This is a genomic window from Lysobacter enzymogenes, from assembly GCF_023617245.1.
Lineage (GTDB): Bacteria > Pseudomonadota > Gammaproteobacteria > Xanthomonadales > Xanthomonadaceae > Lysobacter > Lysobacter yananisis.
The window spans coordinates 1128726-1155652 of record NZ_CP067396.1 but is presented as its reverse complement, the minus strand read 5'-3'; the positions used below and the strand labels follow the sequence as shown (position 1 = coordinate 1155652).

At 70.1% G+C, this 26927-nt stretch carries 31 protein-coding genes, 1 tRNA gene and 3 pseudogenes; 9 read left to right on the top strand and 26 right to left on the bottom strand.

Translation table 11 applies throughout. From position 1 onward, the window contains the following. Positions 1 to 2 precede the first annotated feature (2 nt). From JHW41_RS05000 to JHW41_RS26415, 4 genes are all read right to left on the bottom strand, one after another. Positions 3 to 1385: a glycosyltransferase family 4 protein gene (locus JHW41_RS05000; RefSeq protein WP_250451416.1), complete on the bottom strand. Its 1383-nt coding sequence runs from the start codon at positions 1383 to 1385 to the stop codon at positions 3 to 5. A gap of 56 nt (positions 1386 to 1441) precedes the next feature. Next, positions 1442 to 2623: a cystathionine gamma-synthase gene (locus JHW41_RS04995; RefSeq protein ID WP_250449227.1), complete on the bottom strand. Its 1182-nt coding sequence runs from the start codon at positions 2621 to 2623 to the stop codon at positions 1442 to 1444. Positions 2624 to 2931: 308 nt separating this feature from the next. Continuing rightward, positions 2932 to 4302, bottom strand: a complete 1371-nt coding sequence (locus tag JHW41_RS04990) for a pyridoxal-phosphate dependent enzyme (protein ID WP_250449226.1) — start codon at positions 4300 to 4302, stop codon at positions 2932 to 2934. A gap of 17 nt (positions 4303 to 4319) precedes the next feature. Next, complete coding sequence (locus tag JHW41_RS26415) at positions 4320 to 4526, bottom strand: DUF6053 domain-containing protein (protein ID WP_428995455.1); 207 nt, start codon at positions 4524 to 4526, stop codon at positions 4320 to 4322. Between JHW41_RS26415 and JHW41_RS26410 the strand changes: the two genes are divergently transcribed. After that, the gene (locus JHW41_RS26410) at positions 4444 to 4665 is read left to right on the top strand and encodes a DUF6053 domain-containing protein (protein WP_428995454.1); all 222 of its coding nucleotides are present in this window, start codon (positions 4444 to 4446) and stop codon (positions 4663 to 4665) included. The two genes, JHW41_RS26415 and JHW41_RS26410, sit on opposite strands and share 83 nt — an antisense overlap. 162 nt (positions 4666 to 4827) lie before the next feature. Here JHW41_RS26410 and JHW41_RS04985 read toward each other — a convergent pair whose 3' ends face one another. Then, positions 4828 to 5046, bottom strand: a complete 219-nt coding sequence (locus JHW41_RS04985) for a YdcH family protein (RefSeq protein ID WP_057948905.1) — start codon at positions 5044 to 5046, stop codon at positions 4828 to 4830. A 319-nt stretch (positions 5047 to 5365) separates the two neighbouring features. On the opposite strand from JHW41_RS04985, the pseudogene JHW41_RS26405 reads away from it, so the two are divergent. Further along, positions 5366 to 5581 (top strand): annotated as a pseudogene (locus JHW41_RS26405) (hypothetical protein); the annotation flags it as partial. Here the strand turns inward: JHW41_RS26405 and JHW41_RS26400 are convergent. From JHW41_RS26400 to JHW41_RS04975, 3 genes and pseudogenes are all read right to left on the bottom strand, one after another. Then, positions 5497 to 5754 (bottom strand): DUF6053 domain-containing protein, encoded by a 258-nt coding sequence (locus JHW41_RS26400; RefSeq protein WP_428995453.1) that lies wholly within the window; start codon positions 5752 to 5754, stop codon positions 5497 to 5499. The pseudogene JHW41_RS26405 and the gene JHW41_RS26400 sit on opposite strands and share 85 nt — an antisense overlap. 26 nt (positions 5755 to 5780) lie before the next feature. Further along, a pseudogene (locus tag JHW41_RS04980) lies at positions 5781 to 6377 on the bottom strand (hypothetical protein); the annotation flags it as partial. Then, positions 6374 to 6751, bottom strand: a complete 378-nt coding sequence (locus JHW41_RS04975; protein WP_078996049.1) for a DUF4398 domain-containing protein — start codon at positions 6749 to 6751, stop codon at positions 6374 to 6376. The gene JHW41_RS04975 and the pseudogene JHW41_RS04980, both read right to left, overlap by 4 nt. A 103-nt stretch (positions 6752 to 6854) precedes the next feature. Between JHW41_RS04975 and JHW41_RS04970 the strand changes: the two genes are divergently transcribed. After that, the gene (locus JHW41_RS04970) at positions 6855 to 7970 is read left to right on the top strand and encodes a PilT/PilU family type 4a pilus ATPase (RefSeq protein ID WP_057948907.1); all 1116 of its coding nucleotides are present in this window, start codon (positions 6855 to 6857) and stop codon (positions 7968 to 7970) included. A gap of 197 nt (positions 7971 to 8167) precedes the next feature. Here the strand turns inward: JHW41_RS04970 and maiA are convergent, their stop codons facing one another. Both maiA and JHW41_RS04960 read right to left on the bottom strand, forming a co-directional pair. Next, complete coding sequence (gene maiA / locus JHW41_RS04965; RefSeq protein ID WP_057948908.1) at positions 8168 to 8830, bottom strand: maleylacetoacetate isomerase; 663 nt, start codon at positions 8828 to 8830, stop codon at positions 8168 to 8170. 281 nt (positions 8831 to 9111) lie between these two features. Beyond that, positions 9112 to 10092 carry a fumarylacetoacetate hydrolase family protein gene (locus tag JHW41_RS04960; RefSeq protein WP_123646873.1) on the bottom strand — a complete coding sequence of 327 codons (981 nt, stop codon included), beginning with the start codon at positions 10090 to 10092 and terminating at the stop codon, positions 9112 to 9114. A 240-nt stretch (positions 10093 to 10332) separates the two neighbouring features. Here JHW41_RS04960 and JHW41_RS04955 point away from each other — a divergent pair, with 240 nt between their 5' ends. Next, entirely contained in the window at positions 10333 to 10851 is a 519-nt protein-coding gene (locus JHW41_RS04955; RefSeq protein WP_250449224.1) for a GNAT family N-acetyltransferase, read from the top strand. 261 nt (positions 10852 to 11112) lie between these two features. On the opposite strand, the gene JHW41_RS04950 is transcribed toward JHW41_RS04955, so the two are convergent. From JHW41_RS04950 to rplM, 3 genes are all read right to left on the bottom strand, one after another. After that, a tRNA-Gln gene (locus JHW41_RS04950) sits at positions 11113 to 11187 on the bottom strand. Positions 11188 to 11262: 75 nt separating this feature from the next. Continuing rightward, positions 11263 to 11655, bottom strand: a complete 393-nt coding sequence (rpsI, locus tag JHW41_RS04945; protein ID WP_057948911.1) for a 30S ribosomal protein S9 — start codon at positions 11653 to 11655, stop codon at positions 11263 to 11265. A 15-nt stretch (positions 11656 to 11670) separates the two neighbouring features. After that, positions 11671 to 12099, bottom strand: coding sequence for a 50S ribosomal protein L13 (gene rplM / locus JHW41_RS04940; RefSeq protein ID WP_057948912.1), 429 nt, complete (start codon positions 12097 to 12099; stop codon positions 11671 to 11673). Positions 12100 to 12328: 229 nt separating this feature from the next. Between rplM and JHW41_RS04935 the strand changes: the two genes are divergently transcribed. Both JHW41_RS04935 and coq7 read left to right on the top strand, forming a co-directional pair. Next, positions 12329 to 13507: a (Fe-S)-binding protein gene (locus JHW41_RS04935; protein ID WP_250449223.1), complete on the top strand. Its 1179-nt coding sequence runs from the start codon at positions 12329 to 12331 to the stop codon at positions 13505 to 13507. Between the two features lie 113 nt (positions 13508 to 13620). Continuing rightward, positions 13621 to 14262 carry a 2-polyprenyl-3-methyl-6-methoxy-1,4-benzoquinone monooxygenase gene (gene coq7, locus JHW41_RS04930; RefSeq protein ID WP_250449222.1) on the top strand — a complete coding sequence of 214 codons (642 nt, stop codon included), beginning with the start codon at positions 13621 to 13623 and terminating at the stop codon, positions 14260 to 14262. Between the two features lie 470 nt (positions 14263 to 14732). On the opposite strand, the gene speD is transcribed toward coq7, so the two are convergent. Beyond that, a complete protein-coding gene (gene speD / locus JHW41_RS04925) occupies positions 14733 to 15527 on the bottom strand; it encodes an adenosylmethionine decarboxylase (protein WP_057948915.1) in 795 nt (264 codons plus the stop codon). 243 nt (positions 15528 to 15770) lie between these two features. On the opposite strand from speD, the gene crp reads away from it, so the two are divergent. Continuing rightward, positions 15771 to 16436 (top strand): cAMP-activated global transcriptional regulator CRP, encoded by a 666-nt coding sequence (gene crp, locus JHW41_RS04920; protein WP_036148366.1) that lies wholly within the window; start codon positions 15771 to 15773, stop codon positions 16434 to 16436. A 6-nt stretch (positions 16437 to 16442) separates the two neighbouring features. After that, entirely contained in the window at positions 16443 to 16904 is a 462-nt protein-coding gene (locus JHW41_RS04915; RefSeq protein ID WP_250449221.1) for a global regulator CLP-associated N-acetyltransferase, read from the top strand. Here the strand turns inward: JHW41_RS04915 and JHW41_RS26395 are convergent. The 11 genes and pseudogenes from JHW41_RS26395 to JHW41_RS04875 all read right to left on the bottom strand — a co-directional run bounded on the left by JHW41_RS26395 (position 16885) and on the right by JHW41_RS04875 (position 24466). Further along, positions 16885 to 17244: a DUF6053 domain-containing protein gene (locus JHW41_RS26395; RefSeq protein ID WP_428995452.1), complete on the bottom strand. Its 360-nt coding sequence runs from the start codon at positions 17242 to 17244 to the stop codon at positions 16885 to 16887. The genes JHW41_RS04915 and JHW41_RS26395 overlap by 20 nt on opposite strands. After that, positions 17166 to 17333 carry a hypothetical protein gene (locus tag JHW41_RS26390; RefSeq protein WP_428995628.1) on the bottom strand — a complete coding sequence of 56 codons (168 nt, stop codon included), beginning with the start codon at positions 17331 to 17333 and terminating at the stop codon, positions 17166 to 17168. The genes JHW41_RS26395 and JHW41_RS26390 overlap by 79 nt, the downstream gene beginning before the upstream one ends. An 85-nt stretch (positions 17334 to 17418) precedes the next feature. Beyond that, positions 17419 to 18171: a haloacid dehalogenase-like hydrolase gene (locus JHW41_RS04910; protein WP_250449220.1), complete on the bottom strand. Its 753-nt coding sequence runs from the start codon at positions 18169 to 18171 to the stop codon at positions 17419 to 17421. Beyond that, a complete protein-coding gene (gene trpC, locus JHW41_RS04905; protein ID WP_057948918.1) occupies positions 18168 to 18959 on the bottom strand; it encodes an indole-3-glycerol phosphate synthase TrpC in 792 nt (263 codons plus the stop codon). Before trpC ends, JHW41_RS04910 begins: the two co-directional genes overlap by 4 nt. Beyond that, complete coding sequence (locus JHW41_RS04900; protein WP_057948919.1) at positions 18956 to 19297, bottom strand: antibiotic biosynthesis monooxygenase family protein; 342 nt, start codon at positions 19295 to 19297, stop codon at positions 18956 to 18958. Before JHW41_RS04900 ends, trpC begins: the two co-directional genes overlap by 4 nt. A gap of 52 nt (positions 19298 to 19349) precedes the next feature. Continuing rightward, positions 19350 to 20378, bottom strand: coding sequence for an anthranilate phosphoribosyltransferase (gene trpD / locus JHW41_RS04895; RefSeq protein WP_057948920.1), 1029 nt, complete (start codon positions 20376 to 20378; stop codon positions 19350 to 19352). Positions 20379 to 20511: 133 nt separating this feature from the next. After that, positions 20512 to 21093, bottom strand: coding sequence for an anthranilate synthase component II (locus tag JHW41_RS04890; protein ID WP_057948921.1), 582 nt, complete (start codon positions 21091 to 21093; stop codon positions 20512 to 20514). 593 nt (positions 21094 to 21686) lie between these two features. Next, positions 21687 to 21755, bottom strand: a pseudogene (locus JHW41_RS26385) (hypothetical protein); the annotation flags it as partial. A 40-nt stretch (positions 21756 to 21795) separates the two neighbouring features. Then, a complete protein-coding gene (locus JHW41_RS04885) occupies positions 21796 to 23169 on the bottom strand; it encodes a sensor histidine kinase (protein ID WP_250449219.1) in 1374 nt (457 codons plus the stop codon). A gap of 88 nt (positions 23170 to 23257) precedes the next feature. Then, positions 23258 to 23932 (bottom strand): response regulator transcription factor, encoded by a 675-nt coding sequence (locus JHW41_RS04880; protein WP_057948930.1) that lies wholly within the window; start codon positions 23930 to 23932, stop codon positions 23258 to 23260. 330 nt (positions 23933 to 24262) lie between these two features. Then, positions 24263 to 24466 carry a hypothetical protein gene (locus tag JHW41_RS04875; protein WP_057948931.1) on the bottom strand — a complete coding sequence of 68 codons (204 nt, stop codon included), beginning with the start codon at positions 24464 to 24466 and terminating at the stop codon, positions 24263 to 24265. Positions 24467 to 24505: 39 nt separating this feature from the next. On the opposite strand from JHW41_RS04875, the gene JHW41_RS04870 reads away from it, so the two are divergent. Then, positions 24506 to 25240 carry a hypothetical protein gene (locus JHW41_RS04870; RefSeq protein ID WP_250449218.1) on the top strand — a complete coding sequence of 245 codons (735 nt, stop codon included), beginning with the start codon at positions 24506 to 24508 and terminating at the stop codon, positions 25238 to 25240. Positions 25241 to 25315: 75 nt separating this feature from the next. Here the strand turns inward: JHW41_RS04870 and trpE are convergent, their stop codons facing one another. After that, positions 25316 to 26791, bottom strand: coding sequence for an anthranilate synthase component I (gene trpE, locus JHW41_RS04865; protein WP_250449217.1), 1476 nt, complete (start codon positions 26789 to 26791; stop codon positions 25316 to 25318). Positions 26792 to 26927: the final 136 nt, after the last annotated feature.

Here is a 26927-nt window from a genome sequence, read left to right as displayed (position 1 = left end):
GATCAGGGACTCCCCTCGATTGCAGGACGCGACGGCGCGGCGTCGCGCGCCAAGGTCGCGGAAATGTCGCGCAGCCGCGCGGCGATGGCGTCGGCGGCCGCCTGCGGCGCCAGCGTGCGCCGCACCGATTCGCGCGCGCGCCGGCCCAGTTCGGCGGCGAAGGCGCGATCGTCGGCGAGCCGGCGCATGTGCGCGGCGGCCTGCTCGACATCGGCCTGCGCCCACAGCGCGCCGGGCGGATGCGGGTACTCGCCCTCGCCGACCGGCACCAGGCTGTAGCCGACCAGGCAGCTGTCGTTTTCGTCCATGAATTCCAGGTTGCCGGACCAGCCGGTGCCGATCACCGGCTTGCCCAGCGCCATGCTTTCGGCCAGGCCCAGGCCGAAACCCTCGGCCCGGTGCAGCGACACGTAGGCGTCGGCGCAGCGCTGCAGCGCGTGCACGTGGGCGCGGTCGATCACCTCGTCGCGCACGACGATGCGCGGATCGCGCGCGCCCAGCGCCAGCAGGCTGAGGAAATTGTCGGGATGGCGGTAGCCGTTGCTGGACTTGAGCAACAGCTGCACGTCGTCGCGCTCGGGCGGGAACGCGCGCTGGAACGCCTCGACCACCGCGAACGGGTTCTTGCGGTGGATCCAGGAATTGAAGTCGAAGGTCACCAGGAACACGAAGCGCTCCGGCGCCAGGCCGAAGTCCTCGCGGGTCAGGCCGCTGTCGGGCACCGGGCACAACGGCAGCGGCACGCGCAGGATCGGCTTGGCGGTCACGCGCCGGAACGCGCGCTCGACGAACTCGGTGGCGACCAGGATCTCGTCGACCTGGTCCAGCGCCGGCAGCCAGTCGGCCGGAATCTCCTCCAGCTCCCAGAACCAGCAGGCGATCAGATAACGCCCCTTGAGCTTGGCTTCGCCGATGTGGCGCAGCGCCTCGTCGAGGTAATCGGGGTTGACGAAGATGATGCTGATCGCGTGCGTCGCGTCTTCGCCGATGTGGGCGTCGAGGCTGCGGTCGGCCAGGCCGTGCGGCAGGTCGATGGCGATGTCGTGCAGGGCGACCGGATAGCCGGCCTCGATCAGCGCGCGGCCGTACATGCGCGCGCTCTCGGCCAGACCGAACTGGCCGCGCAGGTAGGCGAAGATGTTGACGCCCGGCGTGTCGTCGCGCACGGCGGCCGGCGCGGCGATCGCCGCCTGCTCCGGCAGCGCGCGCGACCACGCCGGCGTATGCGCGAAACGCGCGCGCCGGCTGGCGCGCGCGGCCAGCATGAACGACACCTTGTCGCGCAGGCGCTGCGGGAAGCGCCGGTACAGCGCGCGCAGCCAGGACTGCCGGCGCACCCACGCCGACAGCCCGAGCAGCAGCATTCCCGAATCGGCGCTGGACATCGCGGTCTGGCCCGAGGATCGGTCCGGCGTGGCGTCGGCGGAAGCGGCCACCGGCCTCAACCCGCCAGGGCCCGCTCGAGCTCGTCGCGCAGATCCGCCACGTCCTCCACGCCCACGCTCAGGCGCACGAGGTTGTCGCCGATGCCGAGCGCGGCGCGGCGGTCGGGCGGGATCGAGGCGTGGGTCATCACCGCCGGGTGGTTGACCAGGCTCTCCACGCCGCCGAGCGATTCGGCGATGGTGAACAGATGGCAGCGCTCCATCATCCGGCGCGCGCCGTCCATGCCGCCCTTGACGTAGAGGCTGATCATGCCGCCGAAGCCGTGCATCTGGCGCTTGGCCAGCTCGTGCTGCGGATGCGACTTCAGGCCCGGGTACAGGACCTTCTCGACGTTCGGGTGGGTTTCCAGCCATTCGGCCAGCGCCTGCGCGTTCTCGCAGTGCGCCTTCATGCGCAGGTGCAGGGTCTTCAGGCCGCGCAGGGCGAGGAAGCTGTCGAACGGGCCCTGGATGCCGCCGACCGCGTTCTGCAGGAAGGTCAGCTGCTCTTCCAGTTCCGGCGCGTCGCCGACCACGGCGATGCCGCCGACGATGTCGGAGTGGCCGTTGAGGTACTTGGTCGCCGAGTGCATGACGATGTGCGCGCCCAGTTCCAGCGGGCGCTGCAGGATCGGCGAGGAGAAGGTGTTGTCGACCACCACGATCAGCCCGCGCTTGCGCGCGATCTCGGCGATCCGGGCGATGTCGACCAGCTTCAGCAGCGGGTTGGTCGGGGTCTCGATCCACACCAGCTTGGTTTCGGGGCGGATCGCCGCCTCGAACGCGGCCGCGTCGCTCAAGTCGACCCAGCTGAAGTCGAGCCCGGCGCTGCGCCGGCGCACGCGCTCGAACAGGCGGTAGGTGCCGCCGTAGACGTCGTCCATGGCGATCACATGGCTGCCGGCGTCGAGCGTCTCCAGGATCGTCGAGGTCGCGGCCAGGCCGGAGGCGAAGGCGTAGCCGCGGCTGCCGCCTTCCAGGCCGGCGATGCAACGCTCGTAGGCGAAGCGGGTCGGGTTGTGGCTGCGCGAGTACTCGAAGCCCTGGTGCTGGCCGGGGCTGCTCTGGGCGTAGGTCGAGGTCGCGTAGATCGGCGGCATGACCGCGCCGGTGCTCGGGTCCGGGGACTGGCCGGCGTGGATCGCCAGGGTGCCCAGGCCGGGCTTGCGCGAGCCGTCTTGCGGCGGTTGGTGGCTCATCGAATTCGGTTCCGTGCGCTGCATGACGGCCGGGAATTCGGCCGAATAGGCGTAACCGTGAATTCTAACATCGCCCGCGTGAGGCTCCGGGTTCACGCGTTGGCACTTCAGGCCGCGTGCAGTGGCACTGTGACGGAGCCCGCGCCTGCGGGCGGGCCACGCCATCGGGGCGCAGGCTGAACGCGGATTCAGGAAGGCGGCGGATCGCCGCGGCCGCGTGCGCCGGCCTCCGCGCCGCGGCGCCCGGCCGGTGTTGTGTTGGCCGCGGGAGGCGCCGGCCGCCACGGAGGCGGCCGGCGCGGTCGCGATCACTGCACCCGGCGGCGCAGGAAGTTGAGCAGGTCGATGCGGGTGATCAGGCCGAGGAAGCGGTCGCCGTCGGCCACGATCGCGACATGGCCGCGATCGAACACCGGCAGCAGCGATTCGATCGGCTCGCCGACCTGGATCTTGTCGAGCTTGCTGACCATCGCGGTCGAGACCGGATCGCGGAAGCGCGACTCGTCGCCGTACACGTGCAGCAGCACGTCGCTCTCGTCGACGATGCCGACGATCTGCTCGCCGTCCATCACCGGCAGCTGCGATACGTCGTAGAGCTTCATGCGCTGGTAGGCGGTCACCAACAGGTCGTTGGGGCCGACCACGACCGTATCGCGCTGCGAATACGGGCGCAGGATCAGGTCGCGCAGGTCGCCGTGCTGGTCGCGCTGGATGAAGCCGTTGTCGAGCATCCAGTAGTCGTTGTACATCTTCGACAGGTACTTGTTGCCGGTGTCGCAGACGAACACCAGCACCTTCTTCGGCGCGGTCTGTTCGCGGCAGTACTTCAGCGCCGCGGCCAGCAGGGTGCCGGTCGAGGAGCCGCCGAGGATGCCCTCTTTCTCCAGCAGCTCGCGCGCGGTCAGGAAGCTTTCCTTGTCGGCGATGGCATAGGCCTTCTTGACCCGGGTGAAGTCGGAGATCGGCGGCAGGAAGTCCTCGCCGATGCCTTCGACCATCCAACTGGCGGACTTGTCCGACAGCGTGCCGCGGTTGATGTACTCCTCCAGGATCGAACCGACCGGATCGGCCAGCACCAGCTCGGTGGTCGGCGAGTGCTCGGCGAAGGCGCGCGACAGGCCGGTCATGGTGCCGGAGCTGCCGCAGCCGAACACGATCGCGTCGAGCTGGCCGCCCATCTGCGCCAGGATCTCCGGCCCGGTGCCGAACTCGTGCGCGGCCGGGTTGTCGGGATTGCCGAACTGGTTGATGAAGTAGGCGCCGGGGGTTTCGCGGGCGATGCGCTCGGCCAGGTCCTGGTAGTAGTCCGGATGGCCCTTGGCCACGTCCGAACGGGTCAGCACGACCTGCGCGCCCATCGCCTTGAGGTTGAAGATCTTCTCCCGGCTCATCTTGTCCGGGACCACCAGCAGCAGCTTGTAGCCCTTCTGCTGGGCGACCAGGGCCAGGCCGATGCCGGTATTGCCGGCGGTGCCTTCGACCAGGGTGTCGCCGGGCTTGATCTTGCCGGCCTTCTCGGCCGCCTCGATCATCGACAGGCCGATGCGGTCCTTGATCGAACCGCCCGGATTCTGCGATTCGAGCTTGAGATAAAGCTCGCACACGCCGGTGTCCAGGCGCTGGGCCTTGACGATCGGGGTATTGCCGATGAGTTCGAGTACCGAGTTATGGATGGCCATGCGATTCCTGCGAGCCGCTACCGTGCGGCGAATCGCGCCATTCTAGCCAGCCGCGCGGCGGCGGGGGACGGCGGCTGCCGAGGCTGGGCGGTCAGGGACCGGCGTCCAGGCCAGCCAAGACGGCTCCGGCTGGGGGCTCTTGTGGGAGGGGCTTCAGCCCCGACGCTCTTCTGCCCGGTCGCTGCGATCCGAGAGGAAAGCGTCGGGGCTGAAGCCCCTCCCACAAGAGCGTCTGCCACAGAAACGCGGGGCCCCGGGACAGTCCGCCGAAGCAGGCGGTTGCCCGAAGCCATCGTCCGTATTCGCAAGTATCAGCCGCGGACGGCGGCGACCGACGAGGATGGCCGCCGCCGCCCGCGCTGAGTCTGGAGGCCGCGCCGCGGGCCGGCGCCGGCTTCGAGGACGAGGCGGCCTGGACCGGCCCCGCCCTGGATCGATGACCGGCTCCGCGCCGGCCGGCGGACCTCCGGCGCAACGCCGGGGGTCCGCACCCGCATCCGCCGTCGTGGCGGCGCGGGCGGTGGCTCAGTGGTGTTGCTGTTCGTACAGCAGCAGCAGGCGGTCTTTCGCGGCCAGCTTCTCGCGCTTCATCTGTCCGAGCGTGGTGTCGTCGATCGGCAACACGCCGAGTTCGGCGTCCATGACCTTCTTGTCCAGGTCCTTGTGGCGCTGATAGAGCTGCTTGAACTCGGGGTTGCTCTTGATGAGCGCGTCGATTTCAGGCTGCGGTCGTTCTTCGAACATGAAAAGCCTCCTTCAGCACGAATGCGAACGCCCCGGCCTTGCGGCCAGGGCGTTACGGGGGAGCGTGAGATGGTCGGTCAGGCAGGGCGCGGCGCCGGCTTCACGAAGTCCGGCCGCGCCCTCGTGGGCGGCACCGGACTCCTGCTGAAGGGGTATTTGCGTCATCGGCCTGGCTCTTCGCCGAGCGTTATTCGCGCCGCTCGGATAACCGACCCTACTCCTGCATCCCGGTTCCGGCAAGGGCGCGATGCAAGCGGTTTCAGGTTCCGGCAAGATCGCCGACGAGCGGCGGCGCGATGGCACAAGCGGCTGATTTTTCTTGGTTTTCCCAGGCACGTCTAAAGCGGCTCCGTTGCGCGCTCGCCGCGCTCAAACCCAGGCCCCGCCTGGCTTGGCCGCCGCTCGGGCGAGACTGTCCGCCGCCCGGGCCTGGCCCGGGTGGAAGCGGCTTCAGTCCCGACGCTTTCGGCTGGGCCCGGACCGGGAGGGAGGGGCTTCAGCCCCGACGCTCTTGGGTCCGGTCAACGCGATCCGAACGCAAAGCGTCGGGGCTGAAGCCCCTCCCACAAAAGCGTTCGGGTCGGCGCGCAAACGCGCTACGCCGACCGCTTCGGATCCGAAACCACGGCGCCAAACGCAACGAGCCGGGCGCAGGCCCGGCTCGTCGGCGATGCTCGCAGCGCTCGGGGCTCGGCCCCGCGCGCTCACTTCTTCTTCGGCTTCGGCTTGGGCGTCGCCGGCGGCGGCTCGACCCCGAGCAGCTCGGCTTCCCTGCGCGCCAGCTCGGCGTCGCGTTCGCGCGCGGCGCGCAGCTTGGCCGCCTGCTTGCCGGCGACATCGTCGAGCAGGCCCTCGGCCTGCTGGCGCGCGGCGGCTTCCTGGTCGGCGGCCTGGCGCAGGCGCTCGGCCTCCTCGGCCTGGATCTGCGCCTGCACGCGCAGGCGCTCGGCCTCGGCGCGGGCGCGGTCGGCGTCGCGGCGGCTGGCTTCCACCAGCAGTTCGCTGCGCTCGCGGTCCAGGCGGTCGAGTTCGCGCTGGGCCAGTTGCGTGCGCACCACGATCTCGGCGGTCTCGACCCGACGGTCGGCCAGTTGCACCGCGGCGGGACGGTCGCGGCTGCGCGCCTCGCGCGCGGCGTCGATGGCCTGGCGCGCGCGGTAGCGCTCGAAGGTGCCGACCTGGGCGGTGTCGGGGCTGGCCTCGAGCACGGTCAGGCGCTGCGACAGGCGGGCGAGCTCCGGATCGTCCGCCGGCGCGGCGGCCGCGCCCGCCGCGGCGAGCGAGAGCGCGACGGCGAGGCCGGCGCGCAGGAGCGACTCACGCCGGCTCACTGGCCACCTCCCTGCAAACGGCGGCGCAACTCGGCCACCTCGTTGCGGCGCTGGTTGAGTTCGGCATTGGTGAGCGCCTCCTTGCTGCGGGCGAAGGCCAGGTCGGCCTCGGCCGACGCGCGCAGCGCCAGCCGCCGCGCGTCCTCGGCCTTGCCCTGCGACAACGCGCCCTGGGCCGCGCTGAGCGCGCTGCGGGCGGCGTTGAGGTCCTGGGGCGCGTACTGGTCGGCGTCGGCGTCGTCGGCGCGCATGACCGCCTGCTGGGCGGCGGACAGCTCGCCGGTCGGCGGAGGCGTGGAGGCGCAACCGGCCAGGGTCGAAGCGAGAACTGCGGCCAGCAGCGGCAAACGAATTTGTGCGAAGCTTGCGGACATTCTGGGGAGTGCCGTGCGGAAGGGAAGACGCGCGGTGAACATTGTCGTCAAGCCGCCAGCCTGCTTGCAACGGCTCGCGGCGTCAACAACGGGGTGAGAACGCATGGACATCGGCTATTTCTTGAAGCTGATGACGGAAAAGAACGCGTCGGACATGTTCCTGACCACTGGCGCGCCGGTCTACATCAAGGTCGAGGGGCGCCTGTACCCGCTCGGCAACACCGGCTTGCCGCCGGGAATGGTCAAGAAGATCGCCTACTCGCTGATGGACGAGGGCCAGGTCCCGCAGTTCGAGCGCGACCTCGAACTCAACATGGCGCTGGCCCTGCCCGACGCCGGCCGCTTCCGCATCAACGTGTTCAAGCAGCGCGGCGAAGTCGGCATGGTGATCCGCGCGATCCGCAGCGTGATCCCCAGCATCGAGGAACTGCAGCTGCCGCAGGTGCTCAAGAGCATCATCATGGCCCCGCGCGGCCTGGTGCTGATCGTCGGCTCCACCGGCTCGGGCAAGTCGACCACGCTGGCCTCGATGATCGATCACCGCAACAGCAACACCGCCGGCCACATCCTCACCATCGAGGATCCGATCGAGTACCTGCACAAGCACAAGAAGTCGATCGTCAACCAGCGCGAGGTCGGCCTGGACACCCACGCCTTCCACAACGCGCTGAAGAACGCGATGCGCGAAGCGCCGGACGTGATCCTGATCGGCGAAATCCTCGACGCCACCACGATGGAGGCGGCCATCGCCTTCGCCGAAACCGGCCACCTGTGCCTGGCGACGCTGCACTCCAACAACGCCGACCAGACGCTGGAGCGCATCCTCAACTTCTTCCCCGAGGCCGCGCACAAGAACGTGCTGATGAACCTCGCGCTGAACCTCAAGGCGGTGGTGTCGCAGCGCCTGGTGGTCGGCACCGACGGACGCCGCATCCCGGCCGCGGAGGTGCTGATCAACACCCCGCACATCCGCGACCTGATGCGCCGCGGCCAGGTGCACGAGATCAAGCAGGCGATGGAAGAGTCGCTGGAAGACGGCATGGAGTCGTTCGACCAGTGCCTGTTCCGCCTGTACAAGGAAGGCAGGATCGAGATGGAGGAGGCGCTCAAGGCGGCCGACTCGCGCGACGGCCTGGCGCTGAAGTTCCGCCTGTCCGAGGGCGGCACCGGCGAGCACGATCCGTACGCGGACATGTACGACGCGTCGGCGGCGCACTGAGCGATCGCCGGGCAGGAAACAGGACGGCCGCCTTCGGGCGGCCGTTTTCGTTGCAGCGTCCGTCGCGGCGGAGCGGAAAGCGTCGGGGCTGAAGCCCCTCCCACAAAAGCCTTGGCCGCGAAGTCGGCTTTTGTGGGAGGGGCTTCAGCCCCGACGCTTTTGTTACAGCCGCCCGGCCTGTCCCAGCCCGCCGCGCCTCAGGCCGGCGGACAATCCGGCTGGTTCTCCGGCCGTGCCCGATCGAACTCCGCCAACTCCAGGCAGGCCCGCTCGATCCGCAGAAGGGTCGGGAACGCCTCCAGCGGCGCGCCGAAGCGGCGCGCGTTGTAGAGCTGCGGGATCAGGCAGCAATCGGCCAGCCCGGGCGTGTCGCCCTCGCAGAAGACCCCGGTGGCAGGATGCTCGCGCAGCATCGCCTCGACCGCGGTGAAGCCCTCGACGATCCAGTGCTTGATCCAGCCCTCGCGCTCGGGCTGCGGCACGTTCCAGGTCCCGTCCAGGTACTGCAGCACGCGCAGGTTGTTGAGCGGGTGGATCTCGCAGGCGATGGTCTGGGCAATCGCGCGCACCCGGTGGCGGTCGCGCGCGGTGGTCGGCAACAGGTTCGGCCGCGGCCAGACCTCATCGAGGTACTCCAGGATCGCGATCGACTGGGTCAGCGTGCGCGAGCCGTGCTGCAGCACCGGCACCAGGCCCTGCGGGTTGAGCGCGCGATAGGCCGGATCGTGCTGCTCGCCGCCGTTGCGGACCAGGTGCACGGGCACGGTCTCGTACTCCAGGCCCTTGAGGTTGAGGCCGATGCGCACGCGATAGGAGGCGCTGGAGCGCCAGTACGAATGAAGACGCAGTTGATCGTTCACCGGTAGACCTTGCTGGGAACTCGTTGGGGCGGAATGCAACGGGCGAAGCGGGGCGACGGAGCGTCGGTGCGGAACCGAAGCGGCGCGGCCCGCACGCGCGTCCGCGTATGCGCGTTGGGCACCTTAGCCGGGCGCGACGGCGCGCGCATCGCCGTTCGTCCCGCGCCCGCCACCGTCAGGCGGGAGCGCGGCGCAACAAAAAAGGGGAGCGGACGCGGCGGGGCCGCGCCCGTTCCCCTGTGGTCGTGCGAGCGTAGCGGGTACGCGCGCCGGCGAAGCGCTTACGGCTTCTCGATGCGCTGCTCGATCGCGCCGAAGATGCTGGCGCCGGCGGCGTCGAACATCTCGATGCGCACGGTGTCGCCGTACTTCATGAACGGGGTCAGCGGCTTGCCGTGCTCCAGCGTTTCCACCGTGCGCTTCTCGGCGAAGCACGACGCGCCGAGCGAGGTGTCCTCGTTGGCGACGGTGCCCGAGCCGACGATGGTGCCGGCCGACAAAGGCCGGGTCTTGGCCGCGTGCGCCACCAGTTGAGCGAAGCTGAATTGCATGTCCACGCCGGCTTCCGGCGCTCCGAACCATTCGCCGTTGATGTGGGTGGTCAACGGTCGGTGCACCTTGCTGTCGATCCAGGCCGGGCCGAGCTCGTCCGGGGTCACGAACACCGGGCTCAGCGCCGAGCGCGGCTTGGACTGCAGGAAGCCGAAGCCCTTGGCCAGCTCGTTCGGGATCAGGTTGCGCAGCGAAACGTCGTTGACCAGGCCGACCAACTGGATATGGCCGGCGGCCTGCTCCGGCGTCGCCGCCATCGGCACGTCGTCGGTGACGATCACCACTTCGGCTTCCAGATCGATGCCATAGGCCTCGTCGGGCACCCGCACCGGATCACGCGGGCCGTAGAACCCGGCGCTGACCGCCTGGTACATCAGCGGGTCGACGTAGAAGCTTTCCGGCACTTCGGCGCCGCGGGCGCGGCGCACGCGCTCGACGTGCGGCAGGTAGGCGCTGCCGTCGACGAACTCGTAGGCGCGCGGCAGCGGCGAGGCCAGGGCGGCGAAGTCGAGCGCGAAGACGCCGTCGGCGCGGAACTCGTGGAGCGCGTCGGACAGCGCGTTCAAGCGCGGCGCCACGTTCGACCAGTCCTCCAGCGCGCGCTGCAGGGTGTCGGCGATGCCGGTGGCGCGCACGGCGCAGCTCAGGTCGCGCGCGACGACGATCAGCGTGCCGTCGCGGCCGCCTTCCTTCAGGGTTCCGAGTTTCATCCAGGCCTCGATTCGGTGCAGTCGGTACAGGCGCTCCCCGCTCGGGAGCGCAATTGGTTTCAAGTGTAACGGATTTGCCGGCCGACTCGCGCAGCCGCGGCCGGCGCCCGCGACAGACGCAATTGTGGGCCAGCGCCGGCCGCTTGCCGAGGGGCCGCTTGCCGAGGGCCTGCGGAACCGCGGGCCGCAGTCGCCAGACCCGACCTCACCGCATGGCGCAGCGCTGGGTAGAGTTCGGGCATGGATTCCCACGCCCCGTCCACCGCACCCGCCGCCGAACCGAGTGCGCTGCGCGCGCTCGAACCGGGCGACCGCGACGCCGTGCGCGCGTTCCTGCGGCAACGCTGGAACAGCGCCACGATCCTGCTCGACGGCCGCGCCATCGACGCCGCCGCCCTGCCCGGCTTCCTCGCCCGCGACGCCGGCAGGATCGCCGCGCTGATCACCCTGCTCGATGAAAGCGAACACTGCGAGATCGTCACCCTCGACGCCGTGCGTCCGCGCGCCGGCCTCGGCACGGCCCTGATCGAACGCGCCGCGCAGCGCGCCCGCGCGCTCGGCCTGCGGCGGTTGCTCACCCGCACCACCAACGACAATCTCGACGCACTGCGTTTCTACCAGCGCCGCGGCTTCCGTCTGTACCGACTGGTGCCGGGCGCGATCGACCTGGAACGCGAAGCCGACCCGACGATCGCGCTGATCGGCCGCCACGGCATCCCGCTGCGCGACGAAATCAGCCTGATCCGCGAGCTCGATTGAAGCCGCCGAAGCCCCTGTAGGAGCGACGCAGGCCGCGACGCGGCCGCAACGAACGCCGAGGAAAACGGACGCGCGCGATGTCGCGCGTCGCGGATGCCGCACTCGCGAACGGTTGCGCGGTGGATGCAGTGTCGCGGTCGCGGCTTGCGCCGCTCCTACAGGGGCTGCGGACGAAGCTTGCGGAATGCGGACAACAAAAAACCCGCCTTGCGGCGGGTTTCCTGTTGCGCTTGGAACCTTGCGGTTCTTAGCGATCTTGTTTGGCAGCCCCGGATGGATTCGAACCACCGAATGTCTGAGTCAGAGTCAGATGCCTTACCGCTTGGCGACGGGGCTATAAAACGGATTCTAGCGCAAAATTCCGCGACTGCAAAAACAATTTGAAGCCGCGGAACGACCAGCCTGCGAAGATTAGCGCTTCGAGAACTGGGTGGCGCGACGCGCCTTGTGCAGACCGACCTTCTTACGCTCGACTTCGCGCGCGTCGCGGGTCATGAAGCCCGCCTTGCGCAGCTCGCCCTTGAGCGTTTCGTCGTACTCGACCAGCGCGCGGGCGATGCCCAGGCGGATCGCACCGGCCTGGCCGGTGATGCCGCCGCCGGCGACGGTGATGGTCAGGTCGAACTTGTCGGTCGACTGGGTCAGTTCCAGCGGCTGGCGCACGATCATGCGCGCGGTCTCGCGGCCGAAGAATTCTTCGAGCGAGCGCTGGTTGATGGTGATCTTGCCGTCGCCCTTGCGCAGGAACACGCGGGCGGTGGAGGACTTGCGGCGGCCGGTGCCGTAATTCTGCTGGATAGCCATATTCGTGCCTTTACCTTAGATGTCCAGCGGCTGCGGCTGCTGGGCGGCATGCGGATGCTCGGAGCCCTTGTACACCTTGAGCTTGCGGTACATGGCGCGACCCAGCGGGTTCTTCGGCAGCATGCCCTTGACCGCGATTTCGATCACGCGCTCCGGGTGGCGCTCCAGGGCCTGGCCGAGGGTCTCGCTCTTCAGGTTGCCGATGTAGCCGGTGAACCGGTAGTACATCTTGTCCTGCAGCTTGTTGCCGGTGACCGCGATCTTCTCGGCGTTGATCACCACCAGGTAATCGCCGGTATCGACGTGCGGGGTGTAGACGGGCTTGTGCTTGCCACGCAGGCGGCGGGCCAGCTCGGTGCTGAGACGACCGAGGGTCTTGCCGGTCGCGTCGACGATGTACCAGTCGCGCTGGACGGTCTCGTTCTTAGCGGTAAAGGTCTTCATTGAGAGTCTGCTATGGGTGCCTGGTCGGGCTGGTTCCGGTCGCGGCCCAGGCGGGCAACCTGCGGCGGAACTTCGCCTCGCGTTGTGGAATACGAAACGCAAGAGGCGGAATGATAGCGGCCGTCCGCGCTGCGTGCAAGTCGGCGGGACGGGCCGCCGGACCGCCCATGCTAGCATCGCGCCCATGTCCGCCGCCCCGCCGCAGCCCGCTCCGCCAGGCCCCGGGGCCTTGCCGACCGCTCCGTCCGGGGACTTCGCAGCGGCTGCGGCCCAGGGCGATCCACTGGCGGCGCTGGCCGACCGCTGCGTGCAATGCGGCCTGTGCCTGCCGGCCTGCCCGACCTACGGCCACGACCGGCTGGAAGCCGAATCCCCGCGCGGCCGCATCGCCCTGGCCCGGGCCTGGGCGCTGGACACGATCCCGGCCACCGCCGCGTCCGACGCCCACCTGGACCACTGCCTGGGCTGTCGCAGCTGCGAGGCGGTGTGCCCGGCCGGGGTCGAATACGGCCGCCTGCTGGTCGCCGCGCGCAGCCGCCAGCGCGAACGGCGTCCCGCCGGCTGGCGCCAGCGGCTGGTCGAACGGCTGGCGGCGCGGCCGCGCGCGCTCGCCGCCGGCCTGGCCGTGTACCGCGCCGCCTACCCGTTGCTGCCGATGGCCGCTCGACCGTTGCCGCGGCCACCGGGCCGGGTTCGCGCCCTGCCGCGCCGGGCCGGCGCGTCGACGGCGCGGGTTTCGCTGTTCGTCGGCTGCGTCGCCGGCGCCTATGAAGCGCCGTTGCGCGCGGCGCTGGCGCGGCTGTGCGGCGGCCTCGGCATCGAGCTCGACATCGCTGCGGACCAAGGCTGCTGCGGCGCCCTGCATGAGCACGCCGGCGATACCGCCGCCGCGGCCGCGCTGGCGGCGCGCAATCGCGCCGCCTTCGCCGGCCGCGGCACCGTGCTGAGCCTCGCCAGCGGCTGCCACGACAGCCTGCGCCGGGCGCTCGGCGACGGCGCCCACGCGACCGACGCGCTGGCGTTCGTGGCCGAATGCGCCGGCGCGCTGCGCTGGCGGCGCACGCCGCAGCGGGTCGCGCTGCACCTGCCGTGCACGCAGCGCAACGTGGTCAAGTCGGGGCCGGCGCTGCGCCGGTTGCTGGCGGCGGTGCCGGGGCTGGAGGTGATCGAACTCGATGCCGGATTCGGCTGCTGCGGCGCGTCGGGGACGCAGATGCTGACCGAACCGGCGCGCGCGGCGGAATACCGCGCGCCGCTGCTGGCGCAGTTCGAACGCAGCGGGGCGACGCGGCTGTTGAGCGCGAATATCGGCTGCCGGCTGCACCTCGCCAACGGGACCGCGGCGCCGGTGCTGCATCCGCTGGAGTTCCTGGCCGAGTGCCTGGACGACGGGTCCGCGGCGGGCTGAGCGCAAGGCGTCGGGCCCGAAGGCCTCCCACAGCAACCCGCGGCCCGCGCCCGGGACGATTTGTCCACCCCGCTTAACCGACTTCTACCCCGCGCCCGCCGTAGAATCGGCGCATGAACGCCCGTGCCCTCAGCCCCCTGGATCGCGTGCTCAGCGAAGCGCAGCGCGCCCTCGACACCGTGTTCGGCGCGCCGCTGGCCGAACGCGCGAATCCGGCCGGCAGCACCGCCGAGCTGGTGCTGGAACCGCAGGAAAAACGCCATTCGGCAGGATTGATGCGAATCAACCATGTCGGCGAGGTCTGCGCCCAGGCGCTGTACTGCGGCCAGGCCGCGGTCGCCCGCGACGAATCCACCCGCGAGCACCTGCTGCACGCCGCCCAGGAAGAGACCGACCACCTGGCCTGGTGCGCCGACCGCCTGCGCGAACTCGACAGCCGCCCGAGCCTGCTCAACCCGGTGTGGTACGCCGGCAGCTTCGCCATCGGCGCGCTGGCCGGCCTGCGCGGCGACGGCTGGAACCTGGGCTTCGTGGTCGAGACCGAGCGCCAGGTCGAGGCGCACATCGACGAACACCTGGAGTCGCTGCCCGAGGGCGACCAGCGCAGCCGCGCGATCCTGCGCACGATGAAGGCCGACGAGGCCCGCCACGCCGCGAACGCCGAAGCGGCCGGGGCGCGGATCCTGCCGATGCCGGTGCCGACGATCATGGCGGCGGCGTCGAAGGTGATGAAGGCGGTGGCTTACCGGCTTTGAGGGCGGCGTTCCAGGCGCCGGGCGATTGATCGAGGCCGCTCGACGTCCGCCGCGGAGGCGTTGCTTGCGCCGGCCGCCTGCTGGCGCGGTCGCGGCTTGCGCCGCTCCTACAGGGGCTGCGGGCGGTTCGGTCGCCGATTGTAGGAGCGGCGCAAGCCGCGACGCGGCCCTGTAACGACCGAAGACATCCGGACCGGGCGCCCCCCCCCGCCGCGTCCCGAGGCATCCCGCTGCCAGACCGGGAGGTCGCCCCGCCCCCGACGCCCGCGCTGGCCGACGAACGGCGCGGTCGCGGCTTGCGCCGCTCCTACAGGGGCTACGGGCCAAGGCGAACCGCCTGCCCGGGCGGGCCCGACCGGGCCGAGCCGCGGAGCCCCCCCAAGCGCGCCCACGAAAAAGGCCGGCTCGCGCCGGCCTTTTCGCATCCGCGCGGGATCGCCCTGGGGCGCCCCCGACGCCGGGCCCCGGCCTCAGTCGGCCAGGTTGCGCCCGTGGTAGAGCTCTTCGATCTCGCGCTTGAGCCGCGCCTCGATCTTCATGCGCTCCTTGAACGAGAGGTTCTTGGCCTTCTCCTCGAACAGGTAGGTGTCGAGGTCGAATTCCTTCAGGTGCATCTTCGAATGGAAGATGTTTTCCTGGTAGACGTTGACGTCGATCATCTCGTAGCGCGACTTGATGTTCTTGGCTAGGTAGTCCTGGATCGAGTTGATCTTGTGGTCGATGTAGTGCTTGCGGCCCTTGATGTCGCGGGTGAAGCCGCGCACCCGGTAGTCCATCACCACGATGTCGGACTCGAAGCTTTCGATCAGGTAATTCAGGGCTTTCAGCGGCGAAATGACGCCGCAGGTGGCGACGTCGATGTCGGCGCGGAAGGTCGCGATGCCGTTGTCCGGATGGGTTTCCGGATAGGTGTGCACGGTGATGTGCGACTTGTCCATGTGCGCGACCACGGCGTCGGAAATGATCTCCTTGCCGGCGTCCTTCTTGTCGATCACCGGCTCTTCCGAGATCAGGATCGTGACCGACGCGCCCTGCGGGTCGTAGTCCTGGCGGGCGATGTTCAGGATATTCGCGCCGATGATCTCCGCCACATCCGTCAGGATCTGGGTGAGGCGGTCGGCGTTATACGCCTCGTCGATGTACTCGATATACCGTCGGCGCTCGTCTTCGGAGGCCGCGAAGCAGACATCGTAGATATTGAACGAGAGGGCCTTGGTGAGGTTGTTGAAACCCTGCAACCGCAGGCGCGGCAACGGCTTGACCACTGTAGGAAGATTCCGGAGGGACGGCGAGGGCCGCGATTATGAGGCAATTAGCCCCGGGGGGAAACGCACTGCGTTTTTGGGCCAAGTCGGTGACAAAAGCGTGACCGTCGCTGAACTTCCATCACAGGTCCCTATCGGAGCGGGATTTTCGGCGGCAGGATTTGCCCCAGCGGCCGTATCGCCCTAAGCTCGGTCGAAAACAAAAAGCCCAAATCCCCAATGTCCGCCAACCCGGTAGCTCCCTTGACCGCACTGCGCCGAACCAACAGCCCGTTGTTGCCCGACGGCGCAACGATCGAACGTTTCCTGGCCCACTGCCACCGTCGGCGTTACCCGTCCCGTACGGACGTGTTCCGCCCCGGCGACCCGGCCAGCACCCTCTATTATGTCGTCTCCGGCTCGGTCAGCATCATTACCGAGGAAGAGGACGGCCGCGAACTGGTCCTGGGCTACTTCGGCCCCGGCGAGTTCGTCGGCGAACTCGGCCTGTTCATCGAGAGCGACCATCGCGAGGTGATCCTGCGCACGCGCAGCACCTGCGAGCTGGCCGAGATCGGTCATGAGCGCCTCTACGACCTGCTGCTGACGCGGCTGTCGCTGGACGCGCCCAAGCTGCTGTATGCGATCGGCGCGCAGATTTCCCGGCGCCTGCTCGATACCAGCCGCAAGGCCGGCCGCCTGGCCTTCCTCGACGTGACCGACCGGATCGTGCGCGCCCTGCACGACCTGGCCAAGGAACCCGAGGCGATGAGCCATCCGCAGGGCACCCAGCTGCGGGTGTCGCGCCAGGAGCTTTCGCGCCTGGTCGGCTGCTCGCGCGAAATGGCCGGCCGCGTGCTCAAGAAGCTGCAGGCCGACGGCAAGCTGCACGCCCGCGGCAAGACCGTCGTCCTTTACGGGACCCGCTGAGCCCCGATGGGACGCGCCGCCCCGTCCGACCAGACCGCACCCACGGTGCGGCTGGCGGAAGCGGGAGACGCCAGCGACGTGGCCGAGCTGCTGAGCCAGCTCGGCTACCCGTGCACCCGCGACGAAGCCATCGAGCGCATCGCGCACCTGCGCGAGGATCCGCGCCACTACCTTTTGCTGGCCGAGATCGACGGCCACGCCTGCGGGCTGATTTCCAGCCATACCCGCTACTCGCTGACCCACGGCGCCGAGCTGGCGCGGATCACCGCGCTGGTGGTGGCCCGTTCCTGCCACGGCCAGGGCATCGGCCGGCAGCTGCTGCGCGAGGTCGAGCGCCGCGCGCGGCGCGACGGGGTCAGCCGGGTCGAGGTCACCAGCAACGTGTCGCGGACCGAGGCGCATGAGTTCTACCGGCGCTGCGGCTATGCCGACGGGTCGCTGAAGTTCGTCAAGACGCTGGGCGACTAGGTTCCGCCCTGCCCGCTCCCGCCGCCCAATCGCCGCGCTTGTCGCGGCGATCTGCTTTTATGGGGGCTGCTTTTGTGGGAGGGGCTTCCGCCCCGATGCCCTTGTGTCCGATCACCGCGACCTGAGCGCAAGGCGTCGGGCCTGAAGGGTCCTCCCACGACAGCCTTTTCTCCCCCTGCAGGTCCCGACCAAATCGCCGCACAAACCGCGGCGGTTCCGCTTTTATGGGAGGGGCTTCCGCCCCGATGCCCTTGTGTCCGATCACCGCGACCTGAGCGTAAGGCGTCGGACCTGAAGGCCCTCCCACGACAGCCTTCCACAACAGCCCTGTGGTCCGCATCCGGCTTCATCCGATCCGCTCGCCGCCGCAAGCCGCGGCGATTTCGCTTTTGTGGGAGGGGCTTTAGCCCCGACGCTCTTGTGTCCGATCGCCGCGACCTGAGCGCAAGCATCGGGGCTGAAGCCCCTCCCACAACAAGGGATCGCCGACCCCAGGCCGAAGCCGCGGGCCGGCTCAGCCGGCCGCGGAACCGACCGGTTCGCCGCCGCGGCCGGGGCAACCCCAATTCAGGATCGGGGTGCCGGGCGGCAGGACGCGCTGGAACATCTCGACCCGGCGCGCTTTCGGGTTCACCACCACCGGCTTGCGCGCGGCCTGCAGCAGCGGCAGGTCGGCGCTGCTGTCGGAGTAGGCGCTCTCCACCGGCGAGGTGAAGCCGGCTTCGCGCAGCATGGTCATCTTCATGTGCGAGTGGCAGTGGCGGCGCGCGCCGAGCGCGCCCAGGCGTGGGCCGACCAGGGTGCCGACCACGGGCACGTCCTCGTGGGCGACGAAGGCCAGGATCGCGCGCGCCAGTTCCGGCGGCGCGCCGGTGGCGACCACGACCTGGTCGCCCTGTTCGCGGTGGCGGTGCAGCACGTCGAGCGCGATCGGCAGCAGGCGGGCGCGGATCTGCTCGGTATGGCCGGCGACGTAGCGGTCGATCGCGGCGTCGAGCGTGCGCGCGCCGCTCATTCCGACCGTGCCGACCCAGACATAGGCCGAGATGCCGACCCGGCGCGTGCGCAGCCAGGCCACCATCGGCCCGGCCAGCGGCGTGATCAGCAGCGCCAGCGCCATCCGCCACCACGAGCGCTTGATCAGCCAGGCGAACAGGTGGCTGCCCGAGTCGCCGTCATAGAGCGTGTGGTCGAAGTCGAACACCACCAGCGGCGCGCCTTCGCGCACCGCCGGGAAGCGCCCGGCGGCGGCCGGACGCAGGCTCATGCGGCGAACAGGCGCTGCAGCGCCGTGCCGGGATCGCGCTCGCGCATGAAGCTTTCGCCGACCAGGAAGGTCTCCACGCCGGCCTCGCGCATGCGCGCGACGTCGCCGGCGGTGGCGATGCCGCTTTCGGTCACCAGGGTGCGGTCGCGCGGCACCGCGCTGCGCAGCGCCAGGGTGGTGTCGAGCGAGACCTCGAAGGTGCGCAGGTTGCGGTTGTTGACGCCGATCAGCTCGCAATCGGTCTGCAGCGCGCGTTCGAGCTCGTCGATGTCGTGCACTTCCACCAGCACGTCCATGCCCAGGTCCATCGCCAGGCCGGCCATCTCGATCATCGGGCCGTCCTCGAGCGCGGCGACGATCAGCAGGATCGCGTCGGCGCCGATCGCGCGCGCCTCGTAGACCTGGTACGGGTCGACGGTGAAGTCCTTGCGCAGCACCGGCAGCGCGCAGGCTTCGCGCGCTTCGGCCAGATAGGCGTTGCTGCCCTGGAAGAAGTCGACGTCGGTCAGCACCGACAGGCAGGCGGCGCCGCCGGCCTGGTAGCTGCGCGCGATCTGCGCCGGATGGAAGTCGGGACGGATCACGCCCTTGGACGGGCTGGCCTTCTTGACCTCGGCGATCACCGCCGCGGTGCCCGCGGCGTGCTTGTCGCGGATCGCCTGCACGAACCCGCGCGCCGGCGCCTGGGCGCGCGCGCGCGCGCGCAGGTCGTCGAGCGAACGCACGCGCGAGCGCTGCTGAATCTCCTCGTGCTTGCGCGCGATGATGGTGTTGAGGATGTCGCTCATGCCTTGCTCTTGCTCCCATATGCGCGTTCGACCTTGGCCACGCGCAATTCGAAATGGTCGTACCAGTGCTCGCGCCCGTAGGCGCGGGTGGCGGCGTGGTCGGCCTGGCGCTTCCAGGCGGCGATGGCCGCCTCGTCGCGCCAATAGCTTACGGTGATGCCGAAGCCGTCGCTGCCGCGCGCGGATTCCACGCCGAGGAAGCCGGGCTGCTGCGCGGCCAGCTCGACCATGCGCTGGGCGGCTTCGCCGTAGCCGGCGTCGTCGCCGGGGCTACGCAGGGAGCTGAAGATCACCGCGTAGTACGGCGGCGCCGGCAATTTGGCGAAGCTGGCGGACATGCTGGCTCCTGGGGCGGGAAGGCTTGCGGTGTTGGCGGGCGGCGAGCGGCGTTTATTTTCCTGCGAGTTGCGCGGTCAATGCGACGAACTCGTCGAGCTTGGCCCGCGCCGCGCCGCTGGCCAGGGTGCGTCGCGCCAGCTCGATGCCTTCGGCGATGCTCTCGACCTTGCCCGAGACGTACAGCGCCGCGCCGGAGTTGAGCGCGACGATCTCGCGCGGCAGGCCGTCGCGGTTCTCCAGCGCCTGCAGCACCATCGCCTTGGACTCGACCGCGTCCTCGACCCGCAGGTTGCGGCTGGCGGCCATGGCGATGCCGAAATCCTCCGGATGCACTTCGTATTCGCGCACCTGTCCGTCGCGCAGTTCGCCGACCAGGGTGCCGGCGCCGAGCGAGAGTTCGTCCATGCCGTCGCGGCCCCACACCACCAGCGCGCGCTTGGCGCCGAGTTCTTCCAGCACGCGCACCTGGATGCCGACCAGGTCGGGATGGAACACGCCCATCAGGATGCTCGGCGCGTCGGCCGGGTTGGTCAGCGGGCCGAGGATGTTGAACAGCGTGCGCACGCCCATCTCGCGCCGCACAGGCGCGACCACCTTCATCGCCGGGTGGTGCACCGGGGCGAACATGAAGCCGATGCCGGCGCGCTCGATGCACTGCGCGACCTGCTCGGGCTGCAGCTCGATCGCCGCGCCCAGCGCTTCGAGCACGTCGGCGCTGCCGGACTTGGACGAAACGCTGCGGTTGCCGTGCTTGGCCACCTTGGCCCCGGCCGCGGCGACCACGAACATGCTGGCGGTGGAGATGTTGAAGGTGTGCGCGCCGTCGCCGCCGGTGCCGACGATGTCGACCAGGTGGCTGCGGTCGGCGACCGGCACCGGCCGCGCGAACTCGCGCAGCACGGTCGCCGCGCCGGCGATCTCGCCGACGGTTTCCTTCTTCACCCGCAGGCCGGTGAGGATCGCCGCGGTCATGGTCGGCGAGACTTCCCCGCGCATGATCGTGCGCATCAGCGCGACCATTTCGTCGTGGAAGATTTCGCGGTGTTCGATGGTGCGTTGCAGGGCTTCTTGCGGGGTCATGGTGTCGGAGCCGAAAGTGGGGAGCGGGGAATGCAGGGGTTACGGGAGCGATGCGGCGACGGGCGACCCTCGCCATCGTTGCCCGCCCGCCCCGCTCCCGCCGTTCGTTGCCTTCATGGCGCGCGCCTTCGCTTCAACGCTGCAGGAAATTTCGCAGCAACGCATGACCGTGCTCGGTCTTGATCGATTCGGGATGGAACTGCACGCCCTCCACCGGGTGCTCGCGGTGGCGCAGGCCCATGATTTCCTCGAAGCCGCCGTCCTCGTACTCGGTCCAGGCGGTGACCTCCAGGCCGTCGGGCAGGCTTTCGCGCTCGACCACCAGCGAGTGGTAGCGGGTGGCCTCGTAACCGTCGGGCAGGCCGGCGAACACGCCCGCGCCCTGGTGGCGGATCGCCGAGGTCTTGCCGTGCATGATCCGCTTGGCCCGGATCACCTGGCCGCCGTAGGCCTGGCCCAGGCTCTGGTGGCCCAGGCACACGCCGAGGATCGGCGTATGCGCGCCCAGCCGGCGGATCACCTCGAGCGAGACGCCGGCCTGGTCGGGCGTGCACGGGCCGGGCGAGATCACGATGCGCTGCGGCGCGCGCCGCTCGATTTCGTCCACCGTCAGCTCGTCGTTGCGGATCACCTCGACCTCGCTGCCGAGCGCCTGCAGGTACTGCACGAGGTTGTAGGTAAAGCTGTCGTAGTTGTCGATCATCAGGACGGACATGACGCGCCTCGGGTGCGGGTGGAGCCGGGGTGGAGCGAGCGGGCGCGCCGGCGGACGCGCCGGCGCGAGGACAGGAGTACGGATCGGGACCGCGGCGGCGCCCGTCCCCGGCGGCGTCCCCGGCCGCCCATGGGGCCGGTATTATCGCGTGCGCGGGCGACGCCCGGTGCGATCCGCGAAGCGGTCCTTGCGACCGATTCGGGACCCGGGTCCGGGTGCGGGGAGGATGACGCGGCAGCGTCGCGCAGCGGGAGAACAACGGCGGCGCGGCGGACGCGCCGACCGCGGTCAGCGGTCGCGGGGCGGAAAGGCGATGGCGGGGTCACGCGGGAAATCCTCGGAAGACGGCAGCGGGCGGACGGAGGCGCTACGCCACCATCGCCAGCCCAGGCCGGTCTGCGGGGATTTCGTCGGGATCGCGCGGGGGATCATGCGGCTACTGTAACCGTTGCGGGGCCGGGGGCGCGAGCCGGCTCGGCCTCGGCGGACACGACAGCGTCGGGCCTGAAGGCCCTCCCACCAAGGCAACCGCAGCGCGACTGTCGTAGGCGGGCCTTTCCGGCTCGACGCTGTTGCCTTTGTAGGAGGGCCTTTCAGGCTCGACGTTCTTGTCTTTGTAGGTGGCCTTTCAGGCTCGTTGCTCTTGCCTTTGTGGGAGGGCCTTCAGGCCCGACGCCCTTGTGTCAGCCCGACGCGCCTGCATCAGCCCGCGCCGCCCTGCCCGCCCGCCTCGCCCAGCGTCACCCGCACCCGCAGCCCCGGCGCGTTGTCGAGCAGGGCGATATGCCCGCCGTGGCGGTGCGCGATCGCCCGCACCAGGCTCATGCCCAGGCCAGTGCCTGGCGAGCCGCGGTGCGCTTCCAGGCGGTGGAAGCGGTCGAACACCCGCTCGCGCTCGGCCGCGGGGATGCCGGGGCCGCGGTCGTCGATCCGCACGACCACGGCGTGGCGCTCGCGCTGCACGCCCAGGCCGACCTCGGTGTCGGCCGGGGCGTACTTGACCGCGTTGTCGAGCAGGTTGACCAGCATCTGGAACAACTGGTCGGCGTCGCCGCGCAGGCCGGCGACGCCGGGTTCGGGCAGGTCCAGCGTCAGCGCGATGCCGCGCTCGGCGGCGATCGGGGTGTACAGCTCGGCGGCGTCGCGGACCAGGTCGCTGAGGTCGAGCATCGGTTCGTCGTGCACCGGCGGCTGCGCTTCGATCCGCGCCAGCCGCAGCAGCGCGCCGAAGGAATGCAGCAGTTGGTCGGTCTCGCCGATGGCCGCGTCGAGCTGGGCGCCGGCCTCGACCCCGGGTTCGCGCCGGCGCAGTTCTTCCAGGCGGTTGCGCAGGCGGGTCAGCGGCGTGCGCAGGTCGTGGGCGATGTGGTCGGTGGCGTGGCGCACGCCGTCGAGCAGGTCCTGGATGCGGTCGAGCATGGCGTTGAAGCGCCGCGCCAACAGGTCGAAGGCGTCGTCGCTGCCGTCCAGGCGCGCGCGCAGCGCCATTTCGCCGCTGCCGACCCGTTCGGCGGTGTCGTCGAGGTGGCGCAGCCGGTGCGAGACCCAGCGCGAGGTCAGCCAGCCGATCAGCGCGCCGAGGGTCGCCGCGACCAGCAGCGCGGCCAGCGCGGTGCGCAGCATCAGGCCGAGGAAGCGGTCCTGGCTGCGGGTGCGGGTGCCGGTCAGCAGGGTGGTGCCGTCGGGCAGCCGCTGCAGTTGCGCGACCACGCGCAGGTCGCCGTCGGCGCGGTGCTCGGTGAATTCGATCCAGCGCGCGCCGCGGTGGTGGCGCGGCAACGCGACGTTGCCGGCGACGACGCGGCCGTCAGGCGCGGTCAGCGCGTACACCGCGTCGGGATCTTCGTCGGCGTCGATGCGGTCGCGCAGTTCGCCGAGCAAGGCGGCGCGGCCGTCGTCGCGGTACATCTCGACCAATCCGGCGGCGTCGACCCGGACCAGGTCGCGCGCGTCCTGGGTCAGCATCGCCGACACCGCGTAGTGCACGCCGATGCCGAGCAGCACGAACGCGAGCAGGAACGAGGCGGTGACCGCGAGCGCCAGGCGCGCGCTGGCCGAGCGCGGCATCAGCCTCATGCGCGGGCGTCCGCGCCGGCGCGAACGGCGCGGCGGCCGGTCGCGCGCGCGGGCGCGCCGGGCGCGGCGGCGCGCTTGGCAGCGGCGCTCACGCGCCCAACCGGTAGCCCGCGCCGCGCACGGTGTGCAGCAACGGCCGCGGATAGCCCTGGTCGATCTTCTGCCGCAGCCGGCTGATGTGCACGTCGATGACGTTGGTCTGCGGATCGAAGTGGTAGTCCCACACCGCCTCCAGCAGCATGGTCCGGGTGACCACGCGCTCGGCCTGGCGCATCAGGTACTCGAGCAGGCGGAACTCGCGCGGTTGCAGCTCGATGCGCTTGTCGCCGCGGCGCGCTTCGCGGCTGAGCAGGTCCAGTTCCAGATCGGCCACGCGCAGCCGGGTCGGCTCGCTGCCGCCGGCGCTGCCGCGGCGCAGGATGCTGTCCAGGCGCGCGGACAGCTCGGCGTAGGCGAACGGTTTCACCAGGTAATCGTCGGCGCCGGCGCGCAGGCCCTCGACCCGGTGGTCGACTTCGCCCAGCGCGGTCAGCAGCAGCACCGGGGTGCGATTGCCGGCGCCGCGCAGGGTCTGCAACAGGGTCAGCCCGTCCAGGCCCGGCAGCATCCGGTCCAGGACGATGGCGTCGTAGCTTTCGGTGGTGGCCAGGAACAGGCCGTCCTTGCCGTTGCCGGCGTGATCGACGCTGTGGCCGTCTTCGCGCAGGCCCTTGGCGATGAAGCCGGCGGTGTGGGGATCGTCTTCGACGAGCAGGACGCGCATACCGCCTCCGAAAGCGCGACGGTGCAGGAAGGGGCGCCGACAGGATAGCGCGCGGGCCGGTGGGTGAGGCGCGAATGCGGCGCGGGGATCGGCCGGGCGACGACAGGCGCGGGCGGCTTCAGGACGAAGCGCCATCGCGTCGGCGCGGGCCCGGCGGCAATGGCCTCCGCCGGCTCGCGCCTGCGACCAGCCGTGTAAAAAGATGCCTCGCCGACTCGCGCCGGCAGCGAGCATCTCCCTTGAAAAAAGACACCCCGCCGGCTCACGCCGGCGGGGTGTCACACCCACGCCGACGATGCGTGGGGCTCGGGGGAGCAGGCTCGCGAAGGATCAATTCGAGGCCGGCGCCGCTTCCGGAGCCGCTGCGGCCTTGGCGGCCTTGGCCTTCGAGGCCTTGTGATGCTTCTTGTGCTTGTGCGACGCGGTCTTGGCGGCCGGCGCGGCGGTCGAACCGGCGGCCGCCGGGGCGGCGGCGAAGGCGGAACCGGCGAACGCGGTCAGGGCGGCGGCGAGCAGGACGTTGCGGACGTTCATGGTGTGGCTCCTGGGGAATGGGGCGGGAGGTCTGGACCGGTGGGGTGGGCCCCATCGCGAAGCCAGAGTGCGCCCGCGGCCCTGCCCCGGGCCTTTCCGGCGGATGAACTTTTTTTAATCCGGGCGTGCGCGGTTCTGCGACGCAGCGCGCGGACAAGCCGCCGGCGACGCCGCGGTCGCGATGGACGCCACGGTCCGGCCGTCGCGGAAGCCGTCCCGCGACGGCGCGGGGCCTGCCGGGAGAATTGCTACAGTGCGGCGATGAACGATGCGAACGCGTTCCCCAGCCAATGGCGCGCGATGCGCGAAGCGGACGCCGCGCTGCTCGCCTGCCGTTTCCATCTGAAAAAACACGCGGACTTCGCGCGCATCCTCGCGCAAGCCCTGGCTTCCGCGTCCGAGCGCAACCTCGCGCTGCGATTCCTGCGCGACGATGCCGGCGCGCTGAGCGACGCGCAACTCGCCGAACTGGCGCCGGCCATCGTCGACCTCGCCGTGGACGGGAATCTCGACGACCTCATCGTCGCCAGGCAAACGCTGGTGCGCTACGCCGCCCGTTTCACCTCGAGCCGCGACGTGGTCGAGGACGCGGTCGCACGCGTCATGGACGGGTATCTGGCGCGCGAGGACGATTTCGTCTTGCGCAGGCTGGCGGAACTGCTGCTCGATGCGGGATTCGCGCACGCGCTGCGGCGCTTGCTCGCGGCGTGCAAGGATCACGCCGATCCGGACATCGCCGAGATACACGACGACTTCTCCCGGCATATCGCCTAGAACAGCGAGCGGCGGCACCGCCTCTGCCCGCGCCGCCGCAGGGCAGCGCGCATCGACGCGGGCGTTGCGCGGGAGTTACAGGCCGCGCGCCGCCTCGGCCACGGCGCGGAACAGCGCGCGGCCCTTGTTCATCGTCTCTTCCCACTCCTTCTGCGGGTCGGAGTCGTAGACGATGCCGGCGCCGGCCTGCACGTGCAGGCGGCCGTCCTGAATCACCGCGGTGCGGATCGCGATGGCGGTGTCGGCGTCGCCGTGCCAGCCGATGTAGCCGACCGCGCCGGAATAGACGTTGCGCTTGACCGGCTCGAATTCGCGGATCACTTCCAGCGCGCGGATCTTCGGCGCGCCGCTGACGGTGCCGGCCGGGAAGGTCGCGCGCAGCACGTCGGCGTAGCTCATGCCGTCCTTGAGCCGGCCGGTGACCTCGCTGACGATGTGCATCACGTGGCTGTAGCGCTCGATCACGAACTGCTCGCCCACTTCCACCGTGCCGGCCTTGGACACGCGGCCGACGTCGTTGCGGCCGAGGTCGATCAGCATCAGGTGCTCGGCGCGCTCCTTCGGATCGGCCAGCAGTTCGGCTTCCAGCGCGTGGTCTTCGTCGACCGTCTTGCCGCGCGGGCGGGTGCCGGCGATCGGGCGCACGGTGACTTCCTCGCCCTGCAGGCGCACCAGGATTTCCGGCGAAGAGCCGACCACCTGGGTGCCGCCGACATCGAGGAAGTACATGTACGGCGACGGGTTCAACGCGCGCAGCGCGCGGTACACGTCGACCGGGCGCGCCTTGAACGGCACGCTGAGCCGCTGCGACAGCACCACCTGGAAGATGTCGCCGGCGCGGATCAGCTCCTTGGAGCGCTCGACCGCGTCGATGAAGCCTTCGCGGGTGAAGCCGGAGACGAAGTCGCCTTCGTCCAGGCCGACCGAATCCAGCGTTTCCGGATAGCCCGGCCCGCCGATGCGCAGGCGGTGCACCAGTTGGTCGAGCCGGCGATTGGCGCGCGCATAGGCCTGCGGCTGGCTCGGATCGGCGTGGACGATCAGGTACAGCCGGCCCTTGAGGTTGTCGAACACCGCCACTTCCTCGCTCTGCATGAGCAGGATGTCGGGCGTGCCGAGTTCGTCGGGCTTGTCGCCGCCGGCCAGGCGCGGCTCGATGTACTGGATGCACTCGAAGCCGAACCAGCCGACCAGACCGCCGGCGAAGCCGGGCAGCCCGTCGATCTTGGGCACCTTGTGCTCGGCGCGCAGGCGCTCGACTTCGGCGAAGGGATCGTCGACGGTGCGGCTGTCGACCAGTTCGCCGTTTTCGGTGACGAACAAGGCGTGCCCGGCGAAGGCGTACACGCGCTGCGCCGGCAGGCCGATGATGGAGTAGCGGGCGAAGCGTTCGCCGCCCTCGACCGATTCGAACAGGTAGGTGTGCGGGCCGTCGGCGAGCTTGAGGTAGACCGAGAGCGGAGTGTCGAGGTCGGACAGGACCTCGCGCACGACCGGGATGCGGGTGTAGCCGTCAGCGGCCTGCTGCTGGAAGAGTTCGTGCGAAATCACGCGGGGATTCCTTCATGGACGAGTGGGCAGGAGCGGTGATGACCGACGGCCACCATCGCCAACCCACGTCGGCGCAGAAGGAATGCGGGTTCGCCCAGGCTTGCATGGCCGTCACTGTACCCGACTTCGCGCGCCG